Origin of the sequence: Mesorhizobium sp. B2-3-2 (genome assembly GCF_006442295.1) — a bacterium.
Classification (GTDB): Bacteria; Pseudomonadota; Alphaproteobacteria; order Rhizobiales; family Rhizobiaceae; genus Mesorhizobium.
Window position 1 is genome coordinate 228831 of sequence record NZ_VFWA01000002.1, and the last position, 16868, is coordinate 245698.

The window sequence follows — 16868 nt, forward strand, 5'->3', positions numbered from 1 at the left end:
TCCCGGCTCCATGTCACTGACAATTTGACCTCTCGCGGAAGGTTGCCACGGCTGCCTGAAGAGGTTAACGGGTGCGGCGAAAACCGCACCATCTGGACAGCAGGAACTGGACTATGGGCAAGGTAACAGGCTTTCTCGAGATCGACCGGCAGGTGCACAAGTATCAGCCGGCCTCGGACCGCATCCGGCATTTCCGCGAGTTTACGCTGCCGATGTCGGACAAGGAGGTCGAGAAACAGGCCGCGCGCTGCATGGATTGCGGCATCCCGTTCTGTCACGGGCCGACCGGCTGCCCGATCCACAACCAGATCCCGGACTGGAACGACCTCGTCTATAACAGGGACTGGGACAATGCGATCCGCAACCTGCATTCGACCAACAATTTCCCCGAATTCACCGGCCGCATCTGCCCCGCGCCTTGCGAGGAAGCCTGCACGCTGAATCTCGAGGACATTCCGGTGGCCATCAAGACGGTCGAACAGGCGATCGCCGACAAGGCCTACGAGACCGGCCATATCAGGCCCTATCCGCCGGAGAGGAAGACGGGCAAGCGCGTCGCCGTCATCGGCTCCGGCCCGGCCGGCATGGCCGCCGCCCAGCAGCTCGGCCGCGCCGGCCATGATGTCCATGTCTACGAGCGCGAGAGCCGGCCGGGCGGGCTGATGCGCTACGGCATTCCCGACTTCAAGATCGAGAAGCACTATATCGATCGCCGCATCGAGCAGATGCAGGGCGAAGGCGTGACCTTCCATTGCGGCATCAATGTCGGCGTCGACAAGCCCGTGGCCGAACTGCTCGCCGAACATGACGCGGTGCTCTATTGCGGCGGATCCGAGACCCCGCGCGCGGCCAACATCCCCGGCGACGATCTCGGCGGCGTCTATGACGCGATGCCCTATCTGGTGCAGCAGAACCGGCGTGTCGGCGGCGAGCCGATCCAGTCGGTGGCGTGGCCTTCGCACCCGATCATCGCCAGCGGCCAGCATGTCGTCGTCGTCGGCGGCGGCGATACCGCTTCCGACTGCGTCGGCACCGCCTTCCGCCAGGGCGCCGTGCGCGTCACCCAGCTCGACATCCGGCCGCAGCCGCCGGAGAAGGAAGACAAGCTCGCGGTCTGGCCCTACTGGGCGACCAAGATGCGCACCTCCTCCTCGCAGGCCGAGGGCGCCGAGCGCGAATTCCAGGTGGCGACACTCGAATTCATCGGCGAGGAAGGCCAGCTGACCGGTGTCAAATGCTGCGAGGTCGACGACAAGCGCCAACCGATCGCCGGCACCGAGTTCGTCATCCGCGCCGATCTCGCCTTCATCGCCATCGGCTTTGCCGGGCCGGCCATGGCCGGCGTGGTGTCGGAACTCGAAGGGGAGATGAAGATCGTCACCGACAGCCGGCGCTCCCGCAATGTCGAGGCCAATGACCGCGACTACCGGACCAGCGTCGACAGGCTCTATGCCGCGGGTGACGTGCGCCGCGGCCAGTCGCTGGTGGTGTGGGCGATACGCGAAGGCCGCCAGGCGGCGCGTTCGATCGACGAGGCATTGATGGGTTCGAGCGTCCTGCCCCGCTGAGTCCCGTTTGGAAACTCTACTCCTGCGGCCAGAAGGCGTTTTCAGTGCTTCCGGTGCTTCCGTACTCAAAAAGTACGCTTCGCTCCGGTTCTCGAAAACGCCATCCTATGGCTCGCAGCAGCGAGTTCCGAAACCGGTTTCGGGCCCTCCGCGCTGCTAAGGAGTGATCGCCGTCGTCGTGCCAGTCGAGACGGCGGCGGCCGCTGGATTTGTCTTGGGCGGCCAGGAGAAATCGTCGGCGCGGCCGGGCGAAGCCGCCGGCGCCTTGCCCTCGACCACCAGCTTTTCGCCGGGCAGGCCCGGATTGGGCTTTGCGGGCGGTGCGGCGCCGAGCAGTTCCGTGCCGCCGTCGAGCGCGGGATCGCTGAGCAGCATCGGCGCGGTGCGGTCAATGACGATGGGAGCGGCGGCCGGCGCCGGGGCCTCGACCGGCGCGCCGGCAGGAGCAGCCGTCGGGGCGACGCTTCCCGGCGCGGCCAGGCCCAGCACCTTCATCAACGGTTTTTCGGTATAGAAGGCGAGCTTGCGCTTGCCGGCCTTCGACATGTTGATGCCGTCATCGGAGCGCAGCCGCACGGGCTGGCCGTTGATGTCGGGGCCACTGGTGACGAAGGCGCCGTTCTCGTCAACGAACCCATCCCAGATATCGACGAATTCGCCGCCATGGCTTTCCGCCGCCTGGCGGTAGATGTCGTTGAAGGCGAGCATGTCGGATGTCATCTTCGAAACCCTGAACGCCGGCATGCCGACCCACAGGAAAGGCACCTTGGCCGAGGCGATGGCCTTGCCGAACGCTTCGGTGCGACGTTCGTATTCCTTGGTCCAGGTCTCGGAACGGGGCGGCTCGCGCACATCCCCCATCTTCATCGGCTGGCGGTCGTTGGAACCCAGCATCACGACCACGGCGGCGGGCTTTTCGGTGTCTATCAGCGATTTGATCTGTTCGGGCCAATTGTAGAAATCATCGCGCACGAAGCCCGACGAGCCATTGGAGCGAGCGATGATCCTGACGCCGGTATTCTCGGCAAAGGCGGTGTCGAGACCCTCGGCGAGCCCGGCCGCCATGAAATCGCCGACCACCAGGACAACACGGGCGTCCGGCGCCTTCTCGGCGATCGGGGTTTCCGGTTCCGCGGGCGGACGCGGGGCGCGCGGCTTTTTTACCTTGGGCCTGGGCCTCGGCTTCTCGATGTCCAGAGGCGGCTCGAACCGCTCGCTGCGGCGCGGGAACAGAAGGTCACGCAATGACCAGCCGCGGCTTTGCTGCTCCTGCGCCATGGCGGGCGCATGGAAGGCGCCTGCCATGGCGACGGCGAGCACGGCAACGGCCAGGAACAGCACCAGCATGCGGGGAACCAACGTCCCGATGCGCGCAGCCCAAGCCAATCGCTCCTCCTCAGTTCATGACAGGCCCTATTTTTGCCTGAGCCATTTGAGCACTTCCATGCTCGGATAGCCGTCCTGGGTCAAGCCGACCTTTGCCTGATAGGCCATGATGGCCGACTTCGAGCCGTCGCCGATCTTGCCGTCGAATTTGCCGTCATAAAGGCCGTGCTGGGAAAGCCGCTTCTGCAATTCCTGCCTTTCCTCGAACGTCAGCTTGGTGAAAGGCCGTTTCCAGTCCTGTACGAGGCCGTTGGAGCCGGCGATCTCGTCGGCAAGCAGGCCGACGGCAAGCGCGTATTTGTCGGCATTGTTGTAGGCCTTGATGACCGAGAAATTCCTGATCATCAGAAAAGCGGGGCCGCCGCGGCCATCCGGCACTTTCAACGTCGCCTTGTCGCTGAGATTCCTGAACGGCTTGCCGTTGGCCCTGACCACGCCGAGCGCCTTCCATTGCGCCAGCGTCCTGGAGCCTGCGGGCAGCTTGCCGGCCGGCAAGGCGACCTCGTAGCCCCAGGTCCTGCCGGCCTGCCAGCCATTCTTCTTGAGCAGATTGGCTGATGTCGCCAGGGCATCGGGAATGGAATTCCAGATGTCACGCTTGCCGTTGCCGTCCATGTCCACGGCATAGTGCTGGTAGCTGGTCGGGATGAACTGGGTCTGGCCCATGGCGCCCGCCCAGGATCCCGTGAGGTGGCTCTCGTCGATATCGCCGGTCTGGAGGATCTTCAGTGCGGCGACCAGCTGGGTGCGGGCATATTTCGACCGCTTCCGATCGCCATAGGCCAAGGTCGCCAGCGAGCGGACGACATTGCGCATGATGTCGTCGCGCTTGAGGATCTCGCCATAGTTGGATTCCATCGACCAGATGGCGAGCAGGATGTTGCGGTCGACGCCGAACCTCGCCTCGATCCTGTCCAGCCAAGGCTTCCATTTGCGCGCCATCGCCTGACCGTTGGCCACCGACTGGTCATGTACGCGGTTGTCGAAATAATCCCAGGCCGGCGCGGTGAATTCCGGCTGGGTGCGAGCCTTCTCCAGCACCACCGGGTCGGGTTCGTCGATGCCCCTGAAGGCCCGGTCATAGACGGCGCCGGACACGCCTCCCTGCACCGCGGTGGCGCGGAAGCCGGCGACCCATTGCCGGAAGCCGGCATCGGCGAAGGCCGGCCCGGCAGGCATCAGCAGGGCGAGCGAGAGGCTGGCTGCCGTCATGACGCTGGTGAAACGCTTTGCGGCATTGCGAACGGACATCTTTTCCTCCTTCTCCGTCTTGGGAAAGACCATTCATCGCCGAACCAGGTTAGGAATTGGTTTACCATAGGTGGCGTCCGGAACGAAAAGACGTCTTTGATGCTTTACGAGTGGACGTTCTCCCCAATCGCGCAGTAATCCTCAATTCCGGCGTGAAAATGTCGTGGCGCGGGATTGCCGAGCCGGCCTGCAAACGGATAATTGAAGGCATGAAGAGAGTTCGCAAGGCAGTTTTCCCCGTCGCAGGTCTCGGCACGCGGTTTCTCCCGGCCACCAAGGCCGTCCCCAAGGAAATGCTTACCGTCGTCGACCGGCCCGTCATCCAATATGTGGTGGACGAGGCGCGCGAGGCGGGCATCGAGCATTTCATCTTCGTCACCGGCCGCAACAAGGCGGTCATCGAGGATCATTTCGATATCCAGTTCGAGCTCTATGACACGCTCGCCCAGCGCGGCAAGGACGACCAGCTCGCAAGGTTGCAGCGGCTGCAACCCGCGCCGGGACAGACCAGCTTCACCCGCCAGCAGGTGCCGCTCGGACTTGGCCATGCCGTCTGGTGCGCGCGCGAACTGGTCGGCGACGAGCCGTTCGCGCTGTTGTTGCCCGACATGATCATGCAGTCGGAAAAGAGCTGCATGAGAGACATGGTCGACCTCTATGCCGAGACCGGCAACAACATCATCGCGGTTCAGGAATGCGATCCCGCCGAGACCCATAAATACGGCATCGTCGGCCGGGGCGAAGCCACCCATCATGGCTTCCGCATCACCGAGATGGTGGAAAAGCCGAAGACCGGCACCGCGCCCTCCAATCTCTACATCAATGGCCGCTACATATTGCAGCCCGAGATCTTCAAAATCCTCGAAGGCCAGGAGAAGGGCGCCGGAAACGAGATCCAGCTCACGGACGCAATGCTGAAGCTGGAGAAGCAGCAGCCCTTCTACGGCTACCACTTTCAGGGCCGCACCTTCGATTGCGGATCGCCGGAAGGGTTCGTCGAGGCCAATGTGGCCTTCGCGCTCTGGCGCAACGACATGAACCAGAGCATGGCCGGCGTCATCCGCAGGCTTCTCGAGGAGATGGCGCCTTCGGAGCGCCTCGGGGCGGCGCTTTAAGGGGCTGACGCGCCGACGTCTGGATGCACGTCGCCTTGGCCCGATGGCCCGGCTTTACCGCTGCACCTTCAAGCCGAGATAGATGCTGTTGGCGGTGTAGTCGCGGCCAGGCAGGTTGCTGGTGAGCTTCTCGGTCCTGGCACGGGTGGTGAGGCCGGCGTAGCGGTTCAGCCACCATGTCAGCCCGGCTTCGGCGCTCAGCACCCTGTCATGGCCGTCTATGCCGATGTAATCGCGCCAGTCCAGGCCCAGCGCGGCATTGCCGGTCAGGTTGGCGCGGATCTGGCGTTCGGCCGTCAGGCGGCCGGAATAGAGGATGTCGCCGCTTTCACCCGCGGTGGTCGTGGGCTCGACCGTGGTCCGCCCGGTCAGGCCGATCGTGGTGCCGCGTTCGGGCGACCATTTCAGGTCGGCATCCACGGTGGCACCCGCGATCGCCCCCAGGCGGTCGTCGTCGATCGCTTCCCGGAGCCAGCCGGCCGAGAACTCGCCGGCGAGCTTCTCGCCCATGTCGAGCTCGAGGCCGGCGCGGGCACCGAGCCGCGTCGATGAACGCTCGAAGCCTTCATTGTCGAAGCGTTGGTCATAGGCCCTGCGCCCGAGCTCGATTTCGGTGAAAGGCGTAAGGGCAGGGGAGATTTCGTAGCCGGTGCGCAAGGTCGCCGTATAAAGCGTGGAGTTGCGATCCTTCTGCGACAGCGAGGTGTCGTCAGAAAGCTTGGCGTCGCCATAGAAGTCATGCGAGACGGCGCCGGTCAAAGTGTATTGCGCCTTGCCGACGTCCTTTTCGATTCCGAGGCTGCCGTCGATGGTCTGGCGCAGCGGCTGCCTGCTGACGCCTGCAATGGCGTCGGGCGACGAGGCCGATTCCGGCACGGCCTCGTAACCGAGCTTGGCGACGGCGCGCTGCTCGTTGTCGAGGTCGACATTGAGCTGGCCTTCGATGCGACCTTGCTCATTGTGAACCGGGTAGCCCGAGACGGTTTCGCGGAAGAGGCCATAACCGTCAATGGTCGCGGAGTTCTCGCGCCAGTCGGAAGCGGCAGAAAAGCGCAGCGCCGTCTCGGACAGCAGCGCCGCTTTGCCGGCACTGCTGGAATCGCCGTTCGAGGTGGCGGTCAGGCCTTGTTCCAGCGTTGGCCTTATGACGAAAGAGCCCCATTTGATGCCTGGTGCGGCGAACGGATCGTCCTCGGCTTTCGTCTTCTGCCCTTCGATGGAGGCGATGCGTTCGGCGCCCGGATCGAGCTTCTGCCGGTCGACGCTGTCGATGGTGACGGCGCGGCGGTTGGCAGTCTCCTGGTCGGTGCCGGCGGCATCGGCATCGTCGGCAGTGGCCGTGCTGGCGGTCGTGGTCGCGTCGGTCGTCGCGGTGGTGTTCTTTTTCTTTGTCTTCGACGTGCCGGCCTTTTCCTCGGCCTTGGCCGCATTGGCCTGCCCGGTGGACGATGGCCGGCGTGGCTTGGGCGGCGGCGGATTGTCCGCGGTCGCGCCGTCACCTGCCGTCGGCGGATCGAAGATACTGCCCGCGGGCGAGGCAGCATCGCTGTCGTCGGGGACAGCGCCGGCGCTGGCGGGCAGATAGGTGCGCGACGGGGTGTCGTCCTGCCCGGCGGCGTTGGCCGGCTGCTGTTGACCCTGACCGGCCATGGCGGCCAGTCTCGCCTTGCGCTGCTGGTCGGACAAGATCGCCGATTCCGAGACCTCGCCGCGCAGTTCCATTTCCTGGGCGAAGGACAGCGTCGGGCGCAGCAGCCCGAAGATGCTGGTCGCCAGCAGCAAGGCACAGGCAGCCTTGCTCTTTCGCCTTCTCGTCTTTTCTGACTGGGCCCCGGACATCGCCACCACTGCTTGCGCGGCGCGAGCGCGCGCCATACTTACCGAACCGTAAATGGGGATGGTTAACGGAGGGTTGAGGCGGAGGGCGATTGCTGTTCCAAGCGCTCATTGTTCCAGGCCTCGACATTCGTGACCTTGCGCTTCGTTCATCCGGACTGCTGTCCCAGACGGTCCGGGAAGGCATTTCCGTTGGACAGGCGCGGCACAAAGCGCTAATCGCATCGGCCATGGATGCGCGATCCCTCGACAAGAAGCCGTTGGACAGACAGGCCTCGATCGCTTCGGCGCTAAGAACGGTGGCGACCGAACAGGCGGGAGTGGCGGCCCTGGCCGAGGCGCTCGAAAACGGGCTGGCCAAGCCGTTTGCCGAAGCGGTCGACATGATCTCGAGGATCGAAGGCCGGGTCATCGTCACCGGCGTCGGCAAAAGCGGCCATATCGGCTCGAAGATCGCCGCGACCTTGGCCTCGACCGGAACACCGGCCTTTTTCGTCCACCCCGCTGAAGCCAATCACGGCGATCTCGGCATGATCGCCAGGGACGATGCCATCATCGCCATGTCATGGTCGGGCGAAAGCAAGGAGATGATGGGCATCGTCGCCTATTCCAGGCGCTTCTCCATCCCGCTCATTGCAATCACGTCCGGTGAGACATCGGCGCTGGCGCGCGCCGCCGACGTCGTACTTTTGCTGCCGCGTGCGCCGGAAGCCTGCCCGCACGGGCTGGCGCCGACGACATCGGCACTGCTGCAACTGGTGATGGGCGACGCGCTGGCGATCGCCCTGCTCGAGGCGCGGGGTTTCACGCCCGACCATTTCCGCACCTTCCATCCCGGCGGCCAGCTCGGCGCCAACCTGATGCAGATCCGCGAGATCATGCATGTCGGCGAGAGGTTGCCGTTGGTCGTTTCGGGCACCGGCATGCCGGACGCCATCCTGGAGTTGTCGCGCAAGGGCTTCGGCTGCGTGGCGGTCACCGCCGCCGACGGCGCGCTGATCGGCATCGTCACCGATGGCGACATCAGGCGTCACATAGGCAGCAACCTGACGGCGATGACGGTCGATGAGGTAATGACGAGATCCCCCAAGACCGCGGCGCCGGACACGCTGGTGGCGACCGCGCTGCAGACGATCAACAATTCGGCCATCACCAGCCTGATGGTGGTGGAAGGCAAGAAGCCCATCGGGCTCGTCCATCTGCACGATCTTTTGCGCATCGGCGCCGCGTAGAGCAGTTCACCGTTTCACGGAAACGGCGAACTGCTCTATCTCGTTGTTTTTGCACAATTCCGGACGGAAAACCGTACACACTTTTCCTGGAATTGCGCTAACCCGGAGCCGGGTTCACACTCGTTCCACGGTCAGTTCGAGATCGGTGTCGGCGGCGCCGGTGACGCGCACCTGGGTGCCGGCCGGCAGGTCAGGGCCAGAGACGCGCCACAAGGTGTCGCCGAGCCTGATGCGGCCGCAGCCGTCGCGGATCGGCTCGGCCAACGTCGCCATCCTGCCGATCATCTGCGCGCCACGGCGGTTGAGCAGCGGCTGATCGGTCGGCTCGTCGCGTCCGCCAATGAGTTTCTTGCCGACGAGGGCCGAGACCAGCGACAGCGCGAGGAAGACGAGCACCTGGACCTGCCAGGTCCAGAACGCCGCGTCCCAGACCAGCAGCGATACCGCGCCGACGATCAGCGCGGCGATGCCGATCCACAGCATGAAGATGCCCGGCGCGATGATCTCCATCACTAGGAGCACGAAGCCCAGAACCATCCAGTTCCAAGGGCCGAGTTCGGAAACGATGCGGTCGATCATGGTTTTGATCCACTCACAAAGACATTAGTTGTCGCTCGGCCTGACGACCGGAGGTCGTGAGACCTGCCGTTGCGTGCCGGCCGGCCCGTCGCCCTTGAACACTTCCCTGGCGATCTCGCCGATGCCGCCCAGTGAGCCGATCAGCGACGACGCTTCGAAAGGCATCAGCACGATCTTGCTGTTGGTGGCCGAACCGATCTTGCCCAGCGCTTCGGTGTATTTCTGGGCGACGAAGTAGTTGAGCGCCTGAACATCTCCCTTGGAGATCGCTTCCGACACCACTTGCGTGGCGCGGGCTTCCGCTTCGGCGGAGCGTTCGCGTGCCTCGGCATCGCGGAAGGCGGCTTCCTTGCGGCCTTCGGCCTCGAGGATCTGCGACTGCTTGAGGCCCTCGGCGGCGAGGATCTGCGCGCGTTTGTTGCGTTCGGCCGTCATCTGCCGGCCCATCGATTCGATCAGGTTGGCCGGCGGATTGATATCCTTGATCTCGACACGGGTGATCTTGATGCCCCAGGGATGAGCCGCCTCGTCGACCACGCGCAGCAGGCGTTCGTTGATGGCGTCGCGGTTCGACAGCAACTCGTCGAGATCCATCGAGCCCATCACGGTGCGGATGTTGGTCATGGTCAGGTTGAGGATAGCGTTCTGCAGGCCGGAAACCTGATAGGCCGCCTGCGCCGCATTGAGGATCTGGAAGAAGGCGATGCCGTCGACGCCGACGATGGCGTTGTCGCGGGTAATGATCTCCTGGCTCGGGACGTCGAGCACCTGCTCCATCATGTTCATCTTGGCGCCGATGCGATCGATAAACGGCACGATGAGGTTGAGGCCTGGCGACAGCGTTTTCGTGTAACGGCCAAAGCGTTCGACCGTATAGTTGTAGCCTTGCGGGATTGTCTTTATGCCTTTGAACAGCACCAGCACGACAAGGGCGACCAGAACAACAATCGCGATATCGAAACCACTGAAATCCATTTGGCTCTCCCTCAAAAGGCAAGCCATGGGAGCCATTCTCCCGCAGCCGGCCTCAGCAAACAGTTAAGTGTGTTTCAACAACGTTACAATCAGGTGATGAGGGATTGTTTGTGTCGCTGCTGCCGATGGCTGAAGGCGAACAGGCTTGCATCCGTATCTTCGGATCCGGCGATGGCGGCAGAAACGATTTCGGAAGCGATTTGCGAGAAGGCGATGCCGTTGCCGCCATAGCCCATCACGGCCTGGATGCGCGGATGCCCAGGGATCGCGCCGATATAGGGCAGGCCGGTGGTTGTGGTGCCGAAGGAGCCGGTCCAGGCAAAATCGGGCCTGGTGTCGAGATCCGGGAACAGACGGCCGAGCTTGCTGGCCAGTTTCAGGCTCTTGCCGGCAATCAACGCGTCACGCCGTTCCTCGTCGATGAAATCCTCGTCTTCGCCGCCGCAGATCACCCTGCCGTCGGCTGTCGGCCTTGCATAGAGATAGGGGTCCGACGCTTCCCAGATGAGGGCGGCGCCCGGCCAGATCTTGCGCGGCTGCGGGCGTGTGGCGATGGCCCATGTCGAGATGACCCGATGGGCCGCCGCCGGCACGATGTCGGTCAACTCGTAGCCGGTCGCGAGCAGCACGTGCCCTGCGGTGATTGTGGGGCCGCCCCTGGTGGCGACGACGACCTCCTTGGCGCTGTCTTCGATCGTGGTCGCCTCGACCGGTGCGTAGAGGCGCGCCCTGCGCTCCAGCGCCTTCAGCAGCAATCCGGCGGTCAGTTTGCGCGGATCGAGGGCGATGTTGCCATGGCTGAGGATGGCGCCGTCGCGCTCGATGCCGAATCGCGCGGCCAGTGGCGCAGGGGCGAGATAGGTCGCGGCGATGCCAGCCCGTCGCCGCGCCTCGGCTTCGTCACGCAGTTGCGATGGGCCGAGCGCGGTGCCGGCCAGATAAAGCGAGGGGGCACGGCTCAGCCGGCAGTTGATGGAGAGCTCGGCTATGCGGCCGGCAAGGTTGGAAACGGCCAGACGCGAGCGCCGCCACGCCTGTTCCGCCGAGGCCTTGCCGATCATCCTGCCGAGTGCCGTCAGCGGCTGGTCGATCTCGAACTGCACCAGGGCCGTGGTTGCCGACGTCGACCCTCTCAGCGGGCCGCGCCGGTCGATGCAGATCACCGAACGGCCGTCCGCCGTCAGCGCTTCTGCGATCATGGCGCCGCTGATTCCCATGCCTATCACCAGCACATCGGCCTTGGCGTCACGTGCCAGAGCGGTTGTGGGAACCGCGGGTGCCCGATAGGCGGACCAGACTGGCCGGCCGCTTCTGAGGTCGAGCTTGCGGGGCATCGATGGTCTCCGGAAGGCGCGCCTCAACGCCCCGGAACGTCCATTGTTCCGGTTTCAGATCCAGCCGGACAGTTCGCGCCGCACCATCGCCTCGATGACCGCCATGCCTTCGGGACTGTCGTTGAGGCAGGGGATGTGCGCGAATCTCCCGCCGCCGGCATGATGGAAGGTTTCCGCCGCCTCGCGGCCGATCTCGTCCAACGTTTCGATGCAGTCGACGGAAAAGCCCGGGTTGACGATGGCGATCGATTTCACGCCGTCCTTACCCAGTTTCTCCACCGTCTTGTCGGTGTAGGGCTGAAGCCATTCCTGTGCGCCGAAGCGCGACTGGAAGGTGGTGATCAGCTTCTTCTCGTCCCAGCCGAGCCTCTCGCGCAGCAGCCGTGTCGTCTCGAGGCAATGCTCGCGGTAAGGATCGCCCTTGTCGGAATAGGGTTTCGGGATGCCGTGGTAGGAGGTGATGACCACCTCCGGTTCGAAGTCGAGGCTCGCCAGATGCCGTTCGATCGAATGGGCGAGCGCCTCGATATAGACCGGTTCGGCATAATAGGGCGGCACGCTGCGGACGGCAGGCGCCGCGCGCATCTTCATCAGCGCCCGGAACAACTGGTCATTGGCAGTCGCCGTGGTGGTGGCCGAATATTGCGGATAGAGCGGAAAGGTCAGGATACGGTCGCAGCCCTGCGCCACCAGGCTTTCGGCGACGCTCGCGGTCGAGGGATTGCCGTAGCGCATCGCCCAGCCGACGATGACGTCGGGCAGGTCGCGCAACGCCAAGGTCAGCTTTTCGGCCTGGGCGCGGGTATAGGTGCGCAGCGGCGACTCGTTGTTCTCCCGATTCCAGATCCTGGCGTAGTTGGCGCCCGACTTCTTCGGTCGCGTGGTCAGCACGAGGCCGTAGAGGATCGGATACCAGATCGCCTTGTTGAGTTCGATGACGCGCGGGTCGGACAGGAACTCGCGAAGATAGCGCCACATCGGCCCGAAATCGGTGCCGTCGGGCGTGCCGAGATTGACCAGCATGACGCCGACCTTGCCCGCCTTGGCCGGCGAATGTCCGGCCGGTCTCGGTCCCACGGTTCTCGCGGGCTTGGCGTCGACAGGGCTGGAAGGCGGCATTGCGGGTCTCCGAACACGGCGCGAAAGTAGCGATGCCGCGCTGCTTTTCAATGCAGCGTCTGGCCGCACCTTTCCCCAAAACAGGACGCCCGCCCTGTTTCGGGCGGGTGTCCCTGCGCGCAAAGGCGAAGACGATTACCTCGGCGGTATGGTCAAGGTCGCGCCGACCGGAAGCCGGCGCGGCTCGTAGCCCTTGTTGGCTTCGGAAATGACTTTCCACCTGATGCCGTCGCCATAGGCCTTCTTTGCCAGGTCCCAATAGGTATCGCCGGCGACGATGACATGGCTGGTTTCGGCCGCTGCGGCCCCGGCGGGCTTTGCCGGCTCAGCCGGCGCGGGGGTCGCCGGGGCGGCTTCGGCAGGCTTTGCCGGTTCCGCAGGTGCCGGCGTTGCGGGAGCGGCAGGCGTTGCCGGCGCCGGCGCCGTCTCGGTCGACACGGCCGGCGGCGTCTTGGCGATATCGCCCGAGTTGGCAGGCAGGTCGGGCATTGCTTCGGCCGGCTTGGCGGGCTCCGCCGCAGGTGCGGCCGCTGTCGTCGCGGCGATCTCGGTGATGCGGCCGTCGAGCTTGGGCGTGTAGGGCCGGTGCGCGCCGAGATAGTCCGCCACCACCTGTTCGAGGCCGGGGCCGTAATCATAGGCGTTCTTGGCCTTTTCGGCGAAAACCTTGTAGCCGTCGCCGCCCTGGCGGACATAGTTGTTGGTGGCGACCAGATAGTCCTTGTCGGGATTGAGCGGCGTCCAGGCGCCGTTCTCCATCACCTCGACAGACTTGACGCGGCCGGCATTGGGCGCCGCCGATTTGTCGAAGGCGTATTTCAGGCCGGCCACCTGCGGGAAGCGGCCGGCGCCGTCCTCGACCTGGCTGAGGCCGCTTTCGAGCCCGGCAACCAGGTCCTTGCCCGAGATCTGGAAGGTCGCCAGAGTGTTCTGGAAGGGCAGCACGGTCAGCACCTCGCCCATGGTGACGGTGCCCTTGTCGATCGAGGCGCGCAGGCCGCCGCCATTGGAGATGACGATCTCGACGCCCTGTCCCTTGACGCGGTCGAGGATGGCGTCGGAGACGAGATTGCCCATCGCGCATTCGCGGGCGCGGCAGCTCTCGCGGCTGCCGTCGATGACGTCGGTCGTCTCGGCCACTTCCTTGTTCTTAAGCGCTTCGATGGGCGCGCCGAGCTCCTTGATGCGGGCGAGCACGGCGGGATCGGGCGTGATCGACTTGTCGAGGAGGATCGGGTCGCCGCTCGCCGATTTGACGACGCCATTGTCGTCGAACACCACCTTGAACTCGCCGAGATATTTCGAATAGGACGCCGCCTGCACGACCGGCACTTTGTAGCCGTCCGGATTGTCGACCATGGTCGGATAGGGGCCTGCCGCCTTCGGATCGGTGTTGGACAAGAGCGTATGGCTGTGGCCGCCGACGACCACGTCGACGCCCGGGATCTTCGCTATGACATCGCGCTCCCTGTTGTAGCCGATATGGGTCACGGCAATGATCTTGTTGACGTCCTCTGCCTTCAGCTTCTCGACCTCGGCCGTGATCGACTTGACGTCGTCCTCGATGGTGATGTTGGGGCCGGGGGAGGCAAGTTCGGGCGTGTCGTTGGTGACGGCGCCGATGATGCCGATCTTCTGGCCGCCGACCTCGACGACGATCGACGGCTTGACGCGGTCGCCGAGCTTGGATTGCGAGTTGGCTTTCACATTGGCGCCGAGCACGGGGAACTTGATCATGTCGAGGAACGGCGCCAATGCCGTTTCGCCGTCGTCGAATTCATGGTTGCCGAGCGCCATGGCATCGAACTTCATGTCGTTGAGGAACTCGCCTTCGGCCTTGCCCTTGTAGGTCGTGTAGAACAGCGAACCCTGGAAATTGTCGCCGGCGCTGAGCAGCAGCACGTTCTGGCCTTCCAGCTTCTTGCGCTCCTGCGCGATCGCCGTGACCAGCCGGCCGGCGCCGCCGACGCATTCGCCCTTTGTCTCCTCGTCGGCCGAGCAGGTGGATTCGTATTTGTTGTTGCTTTCGATGCGGCTGTGCCAGTCGTTGATGTGCAGGATATTCAGCGTGTAGTCGGCAAAAGAGGCGCCGGCCGACAGGCCGAGCGTCGACGCGGAAAGGGCGGCAATGGCGGCAAGCTTCTTCATCTTCGTCTCCCGGGTAGGCTGATCAGAGCCGTTTAGCGCTCTTGCTTGACCGGTCTATAACAGCCGGCTTTTTCAGGCATGTTCCCATCGCGTTCCGGAGCATGCAAGCGGAAATCGGGGCAAGCGAAATCCGCTGCCTTTTGTCGGCGCAAAAAAGGACGGCGGCCCGTGGCCGCCGTCCTTGGAGAGACGAATGCCGGCCGGTTCAGGTGCGTCGCGTCAGCACGAAGTTCTGGCCGGCGCCGCTGGTGCAGTTGAGCTGGCTGGTGGACACAAGCAGGCAATTGAAGCTCACCGGCGTCTGCCGGATCAGCGAGGTTCCGTGAATCTCGACGGACGTGGCGCCGGTCATCGTATAGGTGCCGTCGGACAGCTTCTGGCCGGTGTCGGTGGCCACCGTGGTGAAGGTTCCGCCGGCAAAGGTCGAAAGACCGGTGCCCTTGGCGTCGATCCATGCGCCTTCGACGCCTTTCGGCGCGGCTCCTAGCGGCGGCTGGTCGGGTCCGCTGGTTGCACAAGCGGCAAGCCCCATCATCGTGGCCGCCGCAACACTCATCGAAAGAATCTGGCGCGCAATGGTCATGTAAAATCCTCTCCTCGCCCGTCGGCCCGAAATCGGAAAACGACTTTCGGAAAGCACGGGTGCATGCATCCAAGTTTCAAGAGCGCAGTTCATGCGTCCAGATGGACGCGGCTTGCTCCCGTCCGCATCCTTCAATCGCCCGATTTCCGGGCGATTGCAAGGCAGTGAGGCATGCTTGGCGCGGCGCTATCGCACCAGGATGTTGCGGAATTGCCACGGGTCGTTCCGGTCGAGGTCCTCCGGAAACAGGCCGGGCCGATTATCGAGCGGCGTCCAGTCGGTGTAATAGCCCTTCACCGGTCCGAGATATTGCGACTGCACGTCCAGACAGCGCTTGTAGTTCATCTCGTCGGCCTCGACGATGCCGGCTTCGGGGTTCTCCAGCGCCCAGACCATGCCGGCCAGGACCGCCGAGGTGACCTGCATGCCGGTGGCGTTCTGGTAAGGCGCCAGCTTGCGCGCTTCGGCGAGCGACAATTGCGAGCCGTACCAGTAGGCGTTCTTGTCATGGCCGTAGAGCAGCACGCCGAGCTCGTCGACGCCGTCGACCAGTTCGTTTTCGTCGAGCACATGGTGTACCGGTTGCGCCTTGCCGGCGGCGCCGAACATTTCATGCAGCGACAGCACCGCGTCGTTGCAGGGATGATAGGCGTAGTGGCAGGTCGGGCGGTACTGAACCTTGCCCTTTTTGGAGCGCACGGTGAAGAAATCGGCGATCGAGATCGCCTCGTTGTGGGTCACCAGGAAGCCGTATTGCGCACCTGGCGTCGGGCACCACGAGCGCACGCGCGTGTTGGCGCCCGGCTGCTCCAGATAGATGGCGGCCTTGGAGCCGTGCTTGTGTTTCTTGCCGTTCTTGGGCATCCATTTCTCATGCGTGCCCCAGCCGAGCTCGGCGGGCTGCAGGCCCTCGGAGATGAAGCCCTCGACCGACCAGGTGTTCCAGAACACGTCCATCGGCTTCGGCTTCTTGGTGCGCTGGGTGTCGCGCTCGGCGATGTGGATGCCCTTGACGCCGGCCTTCTTCATGAGCTTCGCCCAGCCCTCGCGGTCTTCCTGCGCGGGTTCCGAAAACTCGAGGCCGAGATCGGTGGCGAGGTTGACCAATGCCTGCTTGACGAACCAGGAAACCATGCCCGGATTGGCGCCGCAGGTGGAGACCGCCGTCGCGCCGCCGGGCTTGTCGTGCTTTTCCTTCAGCAGCGACTCGCGCAACGCATAATTGGTGCGGCTGGCATTGTCGGCCGTGGCATCGAAGTAGAAACCGAGCCATGGCTCGACGACCGTGTCGATATAGAGCACGCCGAGCTTGCGGCAGAGCCGCATCAGGTCCACCGAGCCGGTGTCGACCGACAGGTTGACGCAAAAACCCTGGCCGCCGCCATTGGTCAGCAGCGGCGTCAGGAGCTTCTTGTAGTTCTTCTCGGTCACCGCATCCTGCATGAAGGTGATGCCACGCTCATCGAGCAGCGCGCGGTCGGTGCCCAGCGGATCGATGACCGTCATGCGCGATTTGTCGAACTTGAAATGGCGCTCGATCAGCGGCAGCGTGCCCCGTCCGATCGAGCCGAAGCCGATCATCACCACAGGGCCGGTGATCTCACCGTAAACGGGCCAGTTTTCATTCGCCATTTTATCGAGCACTCCTTCAGACAGGTGCAAAACCCGGGCATTCTCGCCCAACGGGCATGCGCTACATCACAGATCATTGTCATAAACCAGTGAAAAGCGCCAACCGCCGG

Annotated in this window: 13 protein-coding genes; 3 read left to right on the top strand and 10 right to left on the bottom strand. The window is 64.1% G+C overall.

Annotated features, from left to right (window positions below):
- Positions 1 to 113: 113 nt before the first annotated feature.
- Entirely contained in the window at positions 114 to 1568 is a 1455-nt protein-coding gene (locus FJ964_RS06345) for a glutamate synthase subunit beta (protein WP_140549598.1), read from the top strand.
- Between the two features lie 156 nt (positions 1569 to 1724).
- On the opposite strand, the gene FJ964_RS06350 is transcribed toward FJ964_RS06345, so the two are convergent.
- Both FJ964_RS06350 and FJ964_RS06355 read right to left on the bottom strand, forming a co-directional pair.
- A complete protein-coding gene (locus FJ964_RS06350; RefSeq protein WP_140549599.1) occupies positions 1725 to 2954 on the bottom strand; it encodes a DUF459 domain-containing protein in 1230 nt (409 codons plus the stop codon).
- A gap of 27 nt (positions 2955 to 2981) precedes the next feature.
- Positions 2982 to 4205: a lytic murein transglycosylase gene (locus tag FJ964_RS06355; RefSeq protein ID WP_140549600.1), complete on the bottom strand. Its 1224-nt coding sequence runs from the start codon at positions 4203 to 4205 to the stop codon at positions 2982 to 2984.
- Between the two features lie 200 nt (positions 4206 to 4405).
- On the opposite strand from FJ964_RS06355, the gene galU reads away from it, so the two are divergent.
- The gene (gene galU / locus FJ964_RS06360) at positions 4406 to 5320 is read left to right on the top strand and encodes a UTP--glucose-1-phosphate uridylyltransferase GalU (RefSeq protein WP_181172404.1); all 915 of its coding nucleotides are present in this window, start codon (positions 4406 to 4408) and stop codon (positions 5318 to 5320) included.
- A 54-nt stretch (positions 5321 to 5374) separates the two neighbouring features.
- On the opposite strand, the gene FJ964_RS06365 is transcribed toward galU, so the two are convergent.
- Positions 5375 to 7159, bottom strand: coding sequence for an outer membrane beta-barrel protein (locus tag FJ964_RS06365; RefSeq protein WP_181172405.1), 1785 nt, complete (start codon positions 7157 to 7159; stop codon positions 5375 to 5377).
- A gap of 227 nt (positions 7160 to 7386) precedes the next feature.
- Between FJ964_RS06365 and FJ964_RS06370 the strand changes: the two genes are divergently transcribed.
- Positions 7387 to 8388 (top strand): KpsF/GutQ family sugar-phosphate isomerase, encoded by a 1002-nt coding sequence (locus tag FJ964_RS06370; protein ID WP_140549603.1) that lies wholly within the window; start codon positions 7387 to 7389, stop codon positions 8386 to 8388.
- Positions 8389 to 8502: 114 nt separating this feature from the next.
- Here FJ964_RS06370 and FJ964_RS06375 read toward each other — a convergent pair whose 3' ends face one another.
- The 7 genes from FJ964_RS06375 to FJ964_RS06405 all read right to left on the bottom strand — a co-directional run bounded on the left by FJ964_RS06375 (position 8503) and on the right by FJ964_RS06405 (position 16758).
- Entirely contained in the window at positions 8503 to 8967 is a 465-nt protein-coding gene (locus tag FJ964_RS06375; protein ID WP_140549604.1) for an NfeD family protein, read from the bottom strand.
- A 24-nt stretch (positions 8968 to 8991) separates the two neighbouring features.
- The gene (locus FJ964_RS06380) at positions 8992 to 9942 is read right to left on the bottom strand and encodes an SPFH domain-containing protein (RefSeq protein WP_140549605.1); all 951 of its coding nucleotides are present in this window, start codon (positions 9940 to 9942) and stop codon (positions 8992 to 8994) included.
- A gap of 89 nt (positions 9943 to 10031) precedes the next feature.
- Positions 10032 to 11276, bottom strand: a complete 1245-nt coding sequence (locus FJ964_RS06385) for an FAD-binding oxidoreductase (protein WP_140549606.1) — start codon at positions 11274 to 11276, stop codon at positions 10032 to 10034.
- 54 nt (positions 11277 to 11330) lie between these two features.
- Positions 11331 to 12395 (bottom strand): ferrochelatase, encoded by a 1065-nt coding sequence (hemH, locus tag FJ964_RS06390; RefSeq protein ID WP_140549607.1) that lies wholly within the window; start codon positions 12393 to 12395, stop codon positions 11331 to 11333.
- Between the two features lie 135 nt (positions 12396 to 12530).
- Positions 12531 to 14543 carry a bifunctional metallophosphatase/5'-nucleotidase gene (locus tag FJ964_RS06395; RefSeq protein ID WP_140549608.1) on the bottom strand — a complete coding sequence of 671 codons (2013 nt, stop codon included), beginning with the start codon at positions 14541 to 14543 and terminating at the stop codon, positions 12531 to 12533.
- A 205-nt stretch (positions 14544 to 14748) separates the two neighbouring features.
- Complete coding sequence (locus FJ964_RS06400) at positions 14749 to 15126, bottom strand: hypothetical protein (protein ID WP_140549609.1); 378 nt, start codon at positions 15124 to 15126, stop codon at positions 14749 to 14751.
- Between the two features lie 186 nt (positions 15127 to 15312).
- Complete coding sequence (locus FJ964_RS06405) at positions 15313 to 16758, bottom strand: homospermidine synthase (protein WP_140549610.1); 1446 nt, start codon at positions 16756 to 16758, stop codon at positions 15313 to 15315.
- Positions 16759 to 16868 lie beyond the last annotated feature (110 nt).